Annotated in this window: 11 protein-coding genes and 2 pseudogenes; 9 read left to right on the top strand and 4 right to left on the bottom strand. The window is 76.0% G+C overall.

Annotation, left to right across the window (positions count from 1 at the left end; all coding sequences use genetic code 11):
* Positions 1-14 precede the first annotated feature (14 nt).
* Together CRP29_RS23765 and CRP29_RS23770 are read left to right on the top strand one after the other, a co-directional pair.
* Positions 15-353, top strand: a pseudogene (locus tag CRP29_RS23765) (response regulator transcription factor); the annotation flags it as partial.
* 174 nt (positions 354-527) lie between these two features.
* A pseudogene (locus CRP29_RS23770) lies at positions 528-866 on the top strand (ATP-binding protein); the annotation flags it as partial.
* A 7-nt stretch (positions 867-873) separates the two neighbouring features.
* Here CRP29_RS23770 and CRP29_RS03460 read toward each other — a convergent pair.
* Positions 874-2,325 carry a circularly permuted type 2 ATP-grasp protein gene (locus tag CRP29_RS03460; RefSeq protein ID WP_097193623.1) on the bottom strand — a complete coding sequence of 484 codons (1,452 nt, stop codon included), beginning with the start codon at positions 2,323-2,325 and terminating at the stop codon, positions 874-876.
* The gene (locus CRP29_RS03465) at positions 2,322-4,187 is read right to left on the bottom strand and encodes a S9 family peptidase (protein WP_097193624.1); all 1,866 of its coding nucleotides are present in this window, start codon (positions 4,185-4,187) and stop codon (positions 2,322-2,324) included. The genes CRP29_RS03460 and CRP29_RS03465 overlap by 4 nt, the downstream gene beginning before the upstream one ends.
* 253 nt (positions 4,188-4,440) lie before the next feature.
* On the opposite strand from CRP29_RS03465, the gene sepH reads away from it, so the two are divergent.
* The 4 genes from sepH to CRP29_RS03485 are packed head-to-tail and all read left to right on the top strand — an operon-like array spanning position 4,441 to position 9,488.
* Positions 4,441-5,328: a septation protein SepH gene (sepH, locus tag CRP29_RS03470; RefSeq protein ID WP_097193625.1), complete on the top strand. Its 888-nt coding sequence runs from the start codon at positions 4,441-4,443 to the stop codon at positions 5,326-5,328.
* A gap of 53 nt (positions 5,329-5,381) precedes the next feature.
* Positions 5,382-7,157, top strand: coding sequence for an ABC transporter ATP-binding protein (locus CRP29_RS03475; RefSeq protein WP_097193626.1), 1,776 nt, complete (start codon positions 5,382-5,384; stop codon positions 7,155-7,157).
* Positions 7,154-8,980: an ABC transporter ATP-binding protein gene (locus CRP29_RS03480; protein WP_097193627.1), complete on the top strand. Its 1,827-nt coding sequence runs from the start codon at positions 7,154-7,156 to the stop codon at positions 8,978-8,980. Before CRP29_RS03475 ends, CRP29_RS03480 begins: the two co-directional genes overlap by 4 nt.
* A 34-nt stretch (positions 8,981-9,014) precedes the next feature.
* Entirely contained in the window at positions 9,015-9,488 is a 474-nt protein-coding gene (locus tag CRP29_RS03485; RefSeq protein ID WP_097193628.1) for a YflT domain-containing protein, read from the top strand.
* A gap of 10 nt (positions 9,489-9,498) precedes the next feature.
* Here the strand turns inward: CRP29_RS03485 and CRP29_RS03490 are convergent, their stop codons facing one another.
* Positions 9,499-10,305: a TrmH family RNA methyltransferase gene (locus CRP29_RS03490; RefSeq protein ID WP_097194075.1), complete on the bottom strand. Its 807-nt coding sequence runs from the start codon at positions 10,303-10,305 to the stop codon at positions 9,499-9,501.
* Between the two features lie 81 nt (positions 10,306-10,386).
* On the opposite strand from CRP29_RS03490, the gene CRP29_RS03495 reads away from it, so the two are divergent.
* From CRP29_RS03495 to CRP29_RS03505, 3 genes are all read left to right on the top strand, one after another.
* Positions 10,387-11,106 carry an ABC transporter ATP-binding protein gene (locus CRP29_RS03495; RefSeq protein ID WP_097193629.1) on the top strand — a complete coding sequence of 240 codons (720 nt, stop codon included), beginning with the start codon at positions 10,387-10,389 and terminating at the stop codon, positions 11,104-11,106.
* Positions 11,103-11,846 (top strand): ABC transporter permease, encoded by a 744-nt coding sequence (locus CRP29_RS03500; RefSeq protein ID WP_097193630.1) that lies wholly within the window; start codon positions 11,103-11,105, stop codon positions 11,844-11,846. Before CRP29_RS03495 ends, CRP29_RS03500 begins: the two co-directional genes overlap by 4 nt.
* Positions 11,847-11,917: 71 nt before the next feature.
* The gene (locus tag CRP29_RS03505; RefSeq protein ID WP_097193631.1) at positions 11,918-12,469 is read left to right on the top strand and encodes a TetR/AcrR family transcriptional regulator; all 552 of its coding nucleotides are present in this window, start codon (positions 11,918-11,920) and stop codon (positions 12,467-12,469) included.
* Positions 12,470-12,476: 7 nt separating this feature from the next.
* Here the strand turns inward: CRP29_RS03505 and CRP29_RS03510 are convergent, their stop codons facing one another.
* Entirely contained in the window at positions 12,477-13,313 is an 837-nt protein-coding gene (locus CRP29_RS03510) for a thioesterase family protein (protein ID WP_245852370.1), read from the bottom strand.
* Between the last annotated feature and the right edge of the window lie 23 nt (positions 13,314-13,336).

Below are 13,336 nucleotides of genomic sequence, written 5' to 3' on the forward strand. Positions count from 1 at the left end.
GCATCCTCGTGGTCGACGACAACGCCGACATGCGCGGCTACCTGACCCGGTTGCTCGGCGCGCACTGGACCGTGCGCTCGACCGCCAACGGCGAGGAGGCGCTGCGGGCCGTGAGCGAGCAGCAGCCCGACGTCGTCCTGACCGACGTGATGATGCCGCGGGTGGACGGCTTCCAGCTGCTGCACGCCCTGCGCTCCGACCCCACCACCCGGCACATCCCGGTGATCATGCTGACCGCGCGCGCCGGCCAGGAGGCCTCGGTCGAGGGCCTGGACGCCGGCGCCGACGACTACCTGGCCAAGCCGTTCCGGGCCGATGAGCTCGTCGCCCGCGTGCGGGCCGTGCTCGAGCGCAGCACCGGGCGCACCGGCCCCATCCGGCTGCCGGTGCCGGCACCGGCACCGGCGGTCCCCGCATCGACCGCCCCGATCCCCCTGCCGAGCGCCCCCGTCCCGCCGCTCCCGCGCACGCCGGCCGGTCATCCCGCACCGCCGGCCCTGCTGGCCTCGTGGCGGCTGCCCTCGGAGCCGGCCTCGGTGCCGCTGCTGCGGCGCCGGCTGCGCGCCGTGCTCGACGGCGCGGGCGTGGACGCCGACCGCGCCTACGACCTGCTGCTGGCAGCCGGCGAGGCCGTGACGAACGCGATCGAGCACGCCCAGCAGCCCACCGAGCCGTTCGTCGAGGTCGGCGTCGGGATGCGCGGCGACCGGCCGGAGATCACGGTGCGGGACTTCGGCCAGTGGCGGGAACGGGTGCCCAGCATGGACCGCGGGCGCGGCTCCACGCTGATGAGCGCGTTCGCCTCCGTCACCGCCACGCCCAGCCCCGCCGGCACGACCGTGGTCATCACCGGCCTGCCGGCCTGACCGGAGGTCAGGGCAGCAGCCAGGTGTCCTTGCTGCCGGCGACCGGCCCGCCCAGGGCCACCCGCGTCCACGGTGCGGGGAGCGCACGCGTCGCCCCGCCGGTCCCGACCGAGAAGACCCGCAGCCGGGCCGACCGCGGTCGCAGCGTGCCGTCCACGAACGCCGGCAGGGTCGCCTCCGCGAGAGGCTCCCGGGCCACGAACCGGTGCGGGGCCGCGTCGACCGCCGCCTCCAGCCGGGCGAGCTCCGTGGCGCTGCAGGTGCGGCCGTCCACGGCCTCCCGGCCGCCGTACCCGGCGACCTCCTCGACGACCAGGTCGGGCAGCCGGCCGCGGACCTCGGCGAGCGCCACCGGGTCGGCGAGCACCCAGGTGCGCGGCGAGGGCAGCAGCGGCTGCTCGCCCAGGTAGAAGCCGATCATCGCCGGCACGAAGGCGAAGGTGGCGGCGTCGTCGGCCACGCCGTTGCCCGGCACGTTCGCCAGACCCAGCCGCCCCGCGCGGACGGCCTCGGTCAGCTGCTGGTCCAGGGGCTGGCCGACGGGCGTGCGGTAGGCACCGAGGGCGCCCTCGTCGAACCGCCGGTACAGGACGTCGACCGGACGGCGCTCGCCGTCGACCGCGATCTCCAGGCCGCCGTCGGTGCGCGGCCAGAGGTCGCCTGCCTGCACCAGCGGCACGCCCAGCGCGTCGGCGAGGACGGCGTGCTCGAACCAGGAGCTGTCGGTGTCCCCCGCGCTGAGGACGGCGATCCGGGGGGCGCCCGGGCAGGCCGGCGGAGCGGCCTCGGCCAGCGCCGCGCGCAGCAGGTCCACCGCGACCTCGGGGGCACCCGGCGCAGCCGCGCCGAACAACGCGGGGGCGGCGGCTCGCAGCGCGAGGCGGTCCTCCACGGCGAAGCCGAGGCCCGCGGGGGTGCGCAGGTCGTCGGCGGTCACCGCCCACCCGCCGTCGGCGGTGCGGACCAGGTCGGCCGCGGCCACCGTCGCGCGCGGCTGTCCCGGCCAGGCCTGACCGATGGCGGCGGGATCGCGGGCCGGGTTGTGCACCACCGCCCACTCGGGGAGCACACCGGCACGGACGATCTCCGGCGCCCGGTCGGCGTCGCCGCGACGCCGGCCGGCCGCCCGGTAGGTGTCGGCGAGGAACGCCCCCAGGGCGCGGTGCCGCTGCTCGACGCCGGCGGCCACGAGCCGCCACTGCGCGGCGGGGATCAGCCGGGGCAGCGGGTCCAGGACCACCGGGTGCCGCTCGTGCCGGCAGTCGGACCAGCTGCCCAGCGCCACCCCGCGGGCGGCGCGCAGCTCGGCGAGCGCCTGCCCGGCCGCGGCGAGCCCGCCGGCACCCAGCCCGGCCAGCACCGGTTCGAGCGGGGCGTAGTCCGGGCGCAGCCGGCCCTCGGCGGTCACCGCCTCGTCGGCGGTGGGCGCGGGGTAGCCGGCGAGCAGTCCGCCGCTCACAGCCAGCGGTCGAACCAGGCGGTGACCCGGCCGCTCAGCTCGACGAGGTGGTCGCGACCCACCACGGTGTGCCCCTCACCCGGCAGCAGGAGCAGCTCGCAGGGCGCTCCCCGGGCGGCCAGCGCGGCGTGCGCCTGCACCGTCTCGGCGACCGGCACGTTGGTGTCGCGGTCGCCGTGGGCGAGCAGCAGGGGCGCGGTCACCCGGTCCAGCGTCGTCATCGGGGCGATCGCCCCGAGCATCTCCCGGTCGGCGACGGGGTCGCCGTACTCGGTGACCGACGCCGCGGCCATCCACGGTTCGGTGCCGGCGAAGAAGGTCCGCAGGTCGCTCATGCCGGCCAGCGTGGCACCGGCGGCGAGGAGCTCGGGCCACCGGGTCAGCGCGACCAGGGTGAGGTAGCCGCCGTAGGACCAGCCGTGCGCACCGATCCGGCCCGGTGCGGCGATGCCGGCGGTGACCAGTTCGTCCACCGTCGTCCGCACGTCCTCGAACGAGGCCTCACGGGCGGCGACGTCGTCGGCGGTCATGAACGCCCGCCCGAACCCGCCCGAACCGCGCACGTTGGGTGCGAACACCGTCAGGCCGGCCGCCACCAGGCACTGCACCAGCGGGTCGAACGCCGGGCGGTGCTGCCCCTCCGGGCCGCCGTGGAAGCTGACCACCGTGCGGTTCGGCGCCTGCGCGTCCCGCGGGGTGTAGAGCCAGCCGGACAGCGGCATGCCGTCGGGAGCGGTGTAGGCGAGCCGCTCGGGGGCGACCATCCGCGGGCTGCGGGGAGGCGGCGCCGACCCGGGCAGCGGAACGGCCCGGCTGCCGCCGTCGAGGTGCACCCGCCAGAGCGCCCGCGGCGTCCTCGGCCCGGTGAGCTCGGCGACCATCGTGGCGCCGTCGGCGCCGAGCGACCAGCCGGGCAGCACGACGTCGGGCAACGGGATGCTGCGCACCAGCGAGCCGTCGGAGACGTCGTGCACGCACAGCTCGGTGGCGCCGCCGGCGTTCCAGACCGCCAGCACGGTGCCGTCGGCGCGCAGCGCGTAGCCGTCGAGGTCGGCGTCGGCGCGGTACAGCACCGTGCGCCCCTCCCCGGCCGGCCCGTCGGGGCCCAGGGGCACCTCGACCAGCCCCGCCCGGTCGGCGAGCAGCGGCCCGGGCAGCGAGGCGCGCAGGTGGATCGAGCGGCCGTCGGAGGCGAACCGCCCGTCCTCGGACGCGACCCCGCCCGGAGCGCCGGGGGCGAGGACCGGGCGCTGGACCCCCGTCGCGACGTCGATCGCGACGACGTGCCGGTGCGCGCGCGGGCCGCGGCGGGCCAGCAGGATCCGGCCGTCCGGGGAGAGCGCGGAGACGGAGAGGAACCCGCCCCGGGCCAGTGTCCGGCTCGTCCCGGCCTCGACGTCGACGAGGACGACGTCGGCATCGGGCCCGGTGCCGGGGGCGATCGAGCAGACGTAGCGGCCGGGCCCGGCCCAGAACCCGGCGAAGACCGTGGCGCGGGGATCCGCGCCCGCCACGAGGCGGGCGTCGGTGCCGTCGGGCCGCACGGCGTGCAGCTCGGCGCAGATCGAGCCGCCCGGGCTCACCAGGTAGGCCAGCCAGGCGCCGTCCGGGGACCACGCGACCGACACCACCTCCTGGGCCGGCTGCGAGAGCACCCGCGGCGGCTCGGCGCCGTCGACGGCGGCCACCTCCAGGCGCGGGATCCCCGACCGGTCGGTCACGGAGGCGACGTGCCGCCCGTCGGGCGACAGCGCGGGGCACCACGCGCCGACGGCGCCCGCGACGACGGCGATCTCGGCGAGCAGGTCGCCGGCGAGCCGCGCAGGAGGAGCGGGCACCAGGTCGATCCCGGGACCGGCCATCGCACCTCCTCGGCTCTCGGACGGATGCGTCCCCCGGCGGAACGCGAGCGGCAGGATCGCACGGCACGGGGCGCCGCCCACTGTGCCGAGCAGGCGTTTCGCGGAGATGTCGTCGATGTCAGGAACGGGCGCCACAGCGGCCCCGTGACGCGCCGCGCCGGGCCACCTGCGGCGCGGCGCGGGTGCGCGCCGATAGCCTCGGGCCCGGTCTCTCTCCGGAGCCCTACCGCTCACGCCTTGCAGGAGGTCGCCCGTGCGCACGCTGCGCCTCGTGGGGCTCTCCGACGACGGCTCGAGCCTGGTGCTCGTCGCCGACACCGAGGACGGCGAGCAGCGGTTCTCCGTCCCGGTCGACGACCGCCTCCGTGCCGCCGCCCGCGGGGACTCCCGCCGGCTCACCCAGATCGACGTCGACCTGGGCACCGAGCTGCCGCCCCGCGTGATCCAGGCCCGCATCCGCGCCGGCGAGACGCCCGAGCAGGTCGCCGCCGCCACCGGGGCGCGCGTCGAGCGGATCATGCGGTTCGCCCACCCCGTGCTCCAGGAGCGCGAGCGCGTGGCCGAGCAGGCCCGCGAGGCGCGGGTGCGGCTCAGCGACAGCACTCCGGGCACGACCCTCCAGCGGTTCATGACCGAGCGGCTGCGGCTCATCGACACCGACGTCGACGCCGTGGCCTGGGACGCCTACCGCAGCGACACCGGTGCCTGGGTGGTCACCGGCGAGTGGCGTGCGGGCGAGAAGTCCGGCACCGCGCGCTGGACCTTCGACCTGCCCTCGCGCACGGTCGCCCCGCTCGACGCCGCGACGACGGACTTCGCCGAGGGCACCCGCCTGGTCCGGGTCGTCCCCGACGTGCCCACCGGCCCGCCGCCGGCCCCGGTGCAGCCCGCCCGCCCGGTCGCGGTCCTGCGCGACGAGACTCCGCCCGCGCCCGCGGTCGACGACCTCCACGTGCGGGACGTGCACCCGCCCAGCGGCTCCCCCGACGACCACCGCTCGATGGACACCTTCCTCGACGAGATCGCCGACCACGACACCGTCGTGCTGGGCCGCCCCGGCGAGGACCTGGACTCCGAGGACCCCCGCGCACGCATCCCGGCGTGGGAGGACATCGTCTTCGGGGTCCGTCGCAACCGCTGAGCCGCGATAAGTCGGTCGCTCCTGTCGGAGGTCGGGCCTAGCCTCGATCCGCCATGGACGACGCCGCCGCACCCGACGACCGCGGCCGCCTCTCCGCCCTCCTGCGGCTGTGGCCCTACGCCCGGCCCTACCGGGGGCTGATCGCGGTCACGTTCGCGGCCGCCCTGCTGGCCACGCTCGCCCAGCTGGCCGTGCCGCTGATCACCGCGGCGCTGGTGGACGGGCCGATCGCCGACGGCGACCGCGCCGGTCTGGTGCCCCTCCTGGGGCTCGCCCTGCTGTTCGGGGTCGCCGAGGCCGGCCTGTTCTTCCTCCGCCGCTGGGCGATGACCCGCAGCTGCCTCGCGATCGAGCGCGACCTCCGCGGCGCCCTCTACGAGCGGCTGCAGCGGCTGCCCGTCTCCTTCCACGACCGGTGGCCCTCGGGTCAGCTGCTCTCCCGCGCGTCCAGCGACATGTCCACGGTGCGCCGCTTCGTGGGCTTCGCCGCCGTGTTCCTCGCGGTCAACCTGATCACCTGCGTCGTCGTCGCGGTCCTGCTGCTGGTCACGTACTGGCCGCTCGGCATCGCGGTGCTCCTCACCACCGTTCCGCTGACCCTCCTCGGCCAGCGCTGGGAGCGGCGCTACAACGTGCAGTCCCGCCGGGTGCAGGACGAGCAGGGCGAGCTGGCGACCGACGTGGAGGAGGCCGTGCAGGGCATCCGGGTGGTCAAGTCGCTGGGCCGGCGCGGGTTGGTGTTCGACCGCTTCGACGCCAAGGCCCGGCGGCTGCGCCGGCTCGAGCTTGACAAGGTCCGCACGCTCGCGCTGCTGTGGTGCGTCTTCGAGCTGCACCCGCAGCTGACGCTGGCGCTGATCCTGGTCGGCGGCGCGACGGCCGTGAGCACCGGCGCCCTGACCGTGGGCGGGCTGGTCGCCTTCGTGGCGCTGTTCACCGTGCTGCTCTGGCCGATCCTGTCGCTGGGCTGGCTGTTCGCCTTCGCCCAGGAGACCGCCAGCGCCTGCGACCGCATCGGGGAGCTGCTCGACGAGCCGCTCACGGTCACCGACCGGCCCGGCGTCGTGCCGCAGCCGGTGGGGTCGCCGGCCCGGCTCGCCTTCGAGGGCGTCGGCTTCCGGCACCCCGGCCCGGCCGGTCCGGTGCTGGCGGGCGTCGACCTCGTCGTCGAGCCGGGCGAGACCGTGGCGCTGGTCGGGGCGACCGGCTCGGGCAAGACCACGCTCACCTCGCTGGTCGGGCGGCTGCACGACGTGACCGGGGGCCGGGTCACCCTCGACGGCGTCGACGTGCGGGACCTGCCGCTGGCCCAGCTGCGCGGCGTCGTCTCGGTCGCCTTCGAGGAGGCGACGCTGCTCTCGATGAGCGTCCGGGAGAACCTGACGCTCGGGCGGCGGGACGCCACCGACGCCGACGTCGCCGAGGCGCTGCGGGTGGCCCAGGCGGAGTTCGTCCACGACCTGCCGTGGGGCCTGGACACCCGCATCGGCGAGCAGGGCCTGTCGCTGTCCGGCGGCCAGCGGCAGCGCCTGGCGCTGGCCCGCGCGGTGCTGGGCCGCCCCTCGGTGCTGGTCCTCGACGACCCGCTCTCGGCCCTCGACGTGCACACCGAGGCGCTGGTCGAGCGCGCGCTGCGCGAGGTGCTCGCCGGGACGACGGCGCTGGTCGTGGCCCACCGGCCCTCCACCGTGCTCCTGGCCGACCGGGTGGCGCTGCTCGAGGGCGGCCGGATCGCCGCCCTCGGCACGCACTCCGAGCTCCTCGCCGCGCACCCGGCGTACCGCGACCTGCTGGCGCAGGAGAGCAACCTGGCGGAGGTGCTCCCGTGACCGACCCTGCACCCACGGGACAGGACTGGCGCGGCGTCGCGACCGAGGACACCGACGAGCTGCCTCCGGGTGCGGGGATCTTCCTGCGCGCCCGGTCGCGGCGGCTGCTCGGCGAGCTGCTGCGGCCGCACCGGCGGTCGCTGTGGTGGCTGCTGGCGACCGTCGTCGCGCAGAACGCCGCCTGGCTCGCCGGCCCGCTGCTGATCGGCGTGGGCATCGACGTCGCGGTCCCGGCGCTGGTCGACGGCGACGCGGGCCCGCTGGTGTGGATCACCCTGGCGATGGTCGCGGCGGCGGCGCTGGACACCGGGCTGCGCTTCCTGTTCCTCACCGGCTCCGGCCGGGTGGGCCAGGCGGTGCTGCTGACCCTGCGCCGGCGGGTGTTCACCCACGTCCAGGTGCTGCCGCTGTCCTTCCACGAGCGGTACACCTCGGGCCGCACGATCAGCCGGCTGACCAGCGACGTCGAGGCGCTCGCGGAACTGCTCGACGAGGGCCTCGACGGGCTGATCACCGCGCTGTTCAGCGTGCTCGGCATCGGCATCGTGCTGGTGGTGCTCGACCCGCCGCTGGGGCTCACCGCGCTGCTCGGCTTCCCCGCGCTGTTCTGGGTGGCCCGCTGGTTCCAGCGCAACTCCACCGCGGCCTACCGGCGCACCCGCGAGACCATCGCCGCGCTGATCGTCCAGTTCACCGAGACCTTCGGCGGCATCCGCGCGGTGCAGGCGTTCCGGCGCGAGCCGCGCAACGACGAGCTCTACGCCGTCCTCAACGAGGACAACCGGCAGGCGCACGACCGGGCGTTCTGGCTGATCGCCGTCTTCGTCCCGGCCGTCGTCCTGATCGGCAACCTGGTCACCGTGGCCGTCCTCGGCCACGGCGCGCTGCGGGTCATGGACGGCGCGCTGGCCGTGGGGACGCTGGTGTCCTTCCTGCTCTACCTGCGGCGGTTCTTCGACCCGCTGCAGGACATCGCGATGTTCTACAACAGCTACCAGTCGGCGACGGCCGCGCTGGAGAAGCTCTCGGGCGTGCTCGAGGAGCGGCCCACCGTCCCCGAGCCTCGCGACCCGGTGCCGCTGCCGGCCGCGGCCGGCGAGCTGGTCTTCGACGACGTCCGGTTCGGCTACACCGGGACGACCGTGCTGCCCGGTCTGCAGCTCACCCTGCCCCCCGGCGAGACGGTGGCGCTGGTCGGCACCACGGGTGCCGGCAAGTCCACCCTCGCCCGCCTGGCGGCACGGTTCTACGACCCGGTCGAGGGCGAGGTGCGGCTGGACGGCGTCCCGCTGCACCGGCTGAGCGACGCCGACCTGCGGCGGGCGGTCGTGATGGTGACCCAGGAGAGCTTCCTGTTCTCCGGCACCGTCGCGGACAACATCGCCTTCGGCCGGCCGGGCGCCGACCGCGCGCAGATCGAGGGCGCCGCCCGCGCGATCGGTGCGCACGCGTTCATCACCGCCCTGCCCGAGGGCTACGACACCGAGGTGGACAAGCGCGGCGGGCGCCTGTCGGCCGGGCAGCGGCAGCTGGTCGGCTTCGCCCGGGCCTTCCTCGCCGACCCGGCGGTGCTCATCCTCGACGAGGCGACCAGTTCCCTCGACGTCCCGAGCGAGCGCCTGGTGCAGCACGCGCTGCGGACGCTGCTCGCCGACCGGACGGCGCTGATCATCGCCCACCGGCTCTCCACCGTGGAGATCGCCGACCGGGTGCTGGTCATGGAGGGCGGCCGGATCGTCGAGGACGGCTCCCCCGCCGAGCTCGTGGCCGGCACCGGCCGCTTTGCCGCGCTGCACCAGGCCTGGGCAGACAGCCTCGTCTGAGGAACAGCCCGGTCCGGCGAGCCGTTGACCCGGCATGAGTGCTTCCGTGTCGATGCCGCTGGGCGGCGTCCAGGTCGGTTCCTACGACTCCTACGAGCGTGCCCAGGCGGCCGTCGACCACCTCTCGGACGAGAAGTTCCCCGTCGAGAACGTGACGATCATCGGCTCGGACCTGCGCCAGGTCGAGAAGGTCCTCGGCCGGATGACCACCGGCCGGGCCATCGCCGCCGGGGCGGCGGGCGGCGCCTGGTGGGGTCTGTTCGTCGGCCTGCTGCTCGGCATCTTCTCCGAGGACGGCGCCGGCTGGATCGGCGCGGTCCTCACCGGGCTGCTCGTCGGGCTCGCCTTCGGCGCGCTGTTCGGCTGGATGGGTTACGCCGCCACCCAGGGCAAGCGGGACTTCACCAGCACGAGCACGATCGTCGCCGGCCGCTACGACGTCATGTGCAACCCGGCGCAGGCCGAGCAGGCCCGCGAGATCCTCGCGCGCTTCGCCCTGCGCTTCTAGCCGGCCACCCCTAGCGGAGCGCCGCGAAGGCGACGGCCGCCGCGGCGGCCACCCCGAGCGAGTCCACCCCGGACCGCATCGGGATGCGCGCGCGCACCCGCGCGGCCTGCTGCGCCTCCGCGGTGAGCCCCGGCCCCTCGGCGCCCAGCAGCACCGCCGTGCGGGGGTGCGCGCGCGGATCCACCTCGTCGAGGTCGACCGCGTCGGCGGCCGGGGTCAGCGCCACCGTGAGATACCCGGCGTCGTGCAGCCGGTCCAGGCCGGCCGGCCAGTCCGGCAGGACGGCGAACGGCAGCGTGAGCACGTGGCCCATCGAGACCCGCACGGAGCGCCGGTACAGCGGGTCGGCGCAGCGCGGGTCCAGCAGCAGCCCCTCGACGCCGAGCGCGATGGCCGACCGGGCGATCGAGCCGAGGTTCTCGTGGTCGTTGAGCCCCTCGAGGACGGCGAGCCGACGCGGCGCCGACGGGTCCGGACCGGCCAGCAGCTGCCCCAGGTCCGCCGGGGGCAGCCGGTCGGCCGCGGCCAGGGCCCCGCGGGTCAGCCGGAACCCGATGACCTCCGACACCACCCACTTGTCGGCGACGTAGACCGTCACGTCGTCGGCCAGCCCGAGGTCCTCCACCCGGCCCGCCACCCCGAAGACCGACCGCACCGGATAGGGCGAGAGCAGCAGCCGCTCGATCGCCGCCGTGCCCTCCACGATGACCGGCGAGACGCCCCGGGGCGCCCCGGCCGGGCGGTCCCCCGCCTTGAGGTCGCGGTAGTCGGCCACCCGCGGGTCGTCGGGATCGGTGATGACGACGGGTTCGGGCACGGTGCGATCGTGCCCCATTGACGGCTCCGGACTAACTCACCTAGCGTTGAGTTCATCAGCCGTTGAGTTCTGGGAGCTGCCATGGACGCCGTCGTCGTCCGGGATCTCGTCGTCGAGCGCGGCAGGCGCGGCGTCCTGCACGGGCTGGGGTTCGCCATCCCGACCGGCCAGCTGACCGGCCTGCTGGGGCCGAGCGGGAGCGGGAAGAGCACGCTCATGCGCGCCCTCGTGGGGGTGCAGCGGGTCCGCTCCGGCGAGGTGACCGTGCTCGGGGAGCCGGCCGGCTCGCCCGGGCTGCGCCGCCGGGTCGGTTACGTCACCCAGGCGCCCAGCGTCTACGGCGACCTGACCGTGCGGGAGAACGTGCGCTACTTCGCCGCCCTGTACGGCCGCGGCGCGCGCGAGGCCGACGCCGCGGTGGCCGACGTGGGGCTGGCCGAGGCCGCGCACCAGCTCGTCGACGACCTCTCCGGCGGGCAGCGCGGACGGGCCTCGCTGGCCTGCGCACTGGTCGGGGAGCCCGAGCTGCTGGTGCTCGACGAGCCGACCGTGGGGCTGGACCCGGTGCTGCGCGCCGAGCTGTGGGCGCGGTTCGCCGCCCTGGCTGCGGCCGGGACGACCCTCGTCGTCTCCAGCCACGTGATGGACGAGGCCCGCCGCTGCGACCGGCTGCTCCTGCTGCGGGACGGCGACCTGCTCGCCGACACCACCCCCGCCCGACTGCGCGCCGACGGCGGTTCGCCGGACCTGGAGGAGGCCTTCCTCGCGCTCGTCCGGGCCTCGGCCGGGGTGCCGGCATGACCGCCGCCACCGCCGGCCGGGTGCTGCGCCAGCTGCGCCACGACCCGCGCACGATCGCGATGATGCTGGCGGTCCCGGGCCTGCTGCTGGGCCTGCTGTACCTGCTGTGGAAGGACCTCCCCACCCCGCCCGGTCAGGTCGGCGTCTTCGACCGGGTCGGGCTGACCATGCTCGGCATCTTCCCGTTCGTCGTCATGTTCCTCGTGACCAGCATCGCGATGCTGCGCGAGCGCACCTCGGGCACGCTCGAGCGGCTGCTCACCACGCCACTGTCCCGGCCGGCCCTGCTGCTCGGGTACGGCATCGCCTTCGGCCTCGCCGCCGCCCTCCAGGCGGTGGTCACCGTGGCGGTGGCGACGACGCTCTACGACCTGACGGTTGCCGGATCGCTCGCGCTCGTCGTCCTCATCGCGGTGGTCGACGCGATCCTCGGCGTCGCCCTCGGCCTGCTCGCCAGCGCCTTCGCCCGCAGCGAGTTCCAGGCGGTGCAGTTCATGCCGGTGATCGTGCTGCCGCAGTTCTTCCTCTGCGGGCTGCTCGCGCCCCGCGAGCAGATGGCCGGGTGGCTGCAGGCGGTCAGCGACGTCCTGCCGTTGACCTACGCCGTGGACGCCCTCCAGGAGGTGGGACGCTCCTCCGAGGTCACCGGCCGGATCTGGCTCGATCTCGCCGCCGTGGCCGGCACGGCCGTGCTCGCCCTGGCCCTGGCGGCCGGCACCCTGCGGAGGAGGACCAGCTGAGCAGCGAGCCCCGCGGCGGCGGCACCCGGCGGCCGGGACGGCGACCGGGCAATCCCGGCACCCGGGAGGCGGTGCTCGCCGCCGCCCGCGCCGCGTTCGCCGAGCGCGGCTTCGACGGCGCGACAATCCGCGGCATCGCGACCGCCGCCGGCGTCGACCCGGCGCTGGTGCACCACTACTTCGGCAGCAAGGACCAGCTGTTCCTCGCCGCGATCGAGGCGCCGGCCGACCCGGCCGAGCTGCTCCCGGAGCTGCTGGCGGGAGGGCCTGACCGCCTCGGCGAGGGCGTCGTCCGCACGCTGCTCACCGTCTGGGACGGCCCGGGCCAGGCCGCCGGGCTGGCCCTGGTGCGCTCGGCGATCGGCAACGAGTGGGGCGCGCGGCTGCTGCGCGAGTTCCTGGCCACCCAGGTGCTGCGCCGGGTCATCCGCTCGCTCGACCACCCGCCGGCCGAGGCCGAGCTCCGGGCGGCGCTGGCCGCCTCGCAGCTCGTCGGCCTGGTCGTCGGGCGCTACGTGCTGAAGATCGAGCCGCTGGCCTCGGCCGCACCCGAGTGGCTGGTCGCCGCCGTCGGCCCGACCGTGCAGCGCTACCTCACCGGCGAGGTGGCGCTGCCGGGGTGACCCGGGGTCAGCGCCCGCGGGAGAGGCGGGCCAGCTGCCGGGCCTGGACGACCAGCCGGCCCTCGGAGTCCCAGATGGTGCAGTCCTCGTCGATCCAGCCGCCGGCGATCTGGGTGGCGCGGGCCTCCGCGAGGCACCAGCCCGGGGCAGGCATCGCGCGGACCAGCACCTGGAGCTGCACGGTCGGCGCCCAGCCGCGCTGGCCGATCGCGAAGCCCAGCGGCGGCAAGACGTCGGCGAAGGTGAGCAGGCCCAGGGGGTCGGCCGGGCGGCCGTCGACGAACCGGATCCAGGCACGGAGCACCGGCTCCTCCGACGGCTCGCCCACCGTCCAGCCGGCGGTCGCCGGGTCCAGCCGGCTGTCGACGTGCCGGCTCAGGCCCGGCCGCTTGCCCGGGTCGGGGTTGAGCCGCGCGGAGAGGTCCACGCACTCCTCGGGCGGCGGCATGTCGGGCATGCGCGAGGAGTCGTAGTCGGGCGTCTCGTCACCGAGGGTGGCCGTGGTCGCCTGGACGACGATCGACGGGCCGGCACCGGAGCTGGACAGCGTGACCACCGAGTGCGCGAGCGTGCGGCCGGCCGCCCCGGGGGTCACCTCGAGCGTCGCCTCCCCCGCCGGCGTCGGGCGGATGTAGCTGGCCGCCACCGCGACGGGGTGCGGGTGCGGGCTCTCGGACACCGCGGCCCGGGCCGCCACCGACAGCAGGTAGCCGCCGTTCAGGATCCCGCCGCCGACCTGCCAGGTCTGGTCGAGATCGGCGAGGAGGACCCCGCCCTCACCGCGCCGCACGGCGGTCGCGGTGTCGAAGTCGTAGGTCGGCTGGTCGTCGTCAGTCAGCGGCACGCATCACAGAGTGCCAGGGTGGG

The sequence above is a fragment of the Blastococcus aggregatus genome (assembly GCF_900221005.1).
In the GTDB taxonomy this organism is placed as follows: domain Bacteria; phylum Actinomycetota; class Actinomycetes; order Mycobacteriales; family Geodermatophilaceae; genus Blastococcus; species Blastococcus aggregatus.

Bases quoted from the DNA above. Each gene is read 5' to 3' on its own strand.
- CRP29_RS03475 (WP_097193626.1), top strand. From the start codon at position 5,382: ATGGACGACGCCGCCGCACCCGACGACCGCGGCCGCCTCTCCGCCCTC.
- CRP29_RS03465 (WP_097193624.1), bottom strand. From the start codon at position 4,187: ATGGCCGGTCCCGGGATCGACCTGGTGCCCGCTCCTCCTGCGCGGCTC.
- CRP29_RS03485 (WP_097193628.1), top strand. From the start codon at position 9,015: ATGAGTGCTTCCGTGTCGATGCCGCTGGGCGGCGTCCAGGTCGGTTCC.
- CRP29_RS03500 (WP_097193630.1), top strand. From the start codon at position 11,103: ATGACCGCCGCCACCGCCGGCCGGGTGCTGCGCCAGCTGCGCCACGAC.
- CRP29_RS03495 (WP_097193629.1), top strand. From the start codon at position 10,387: ATGGACGCCGTCGTCGTCCGGGATCTCGTCGTCGAGCGCGGCAGGCGC.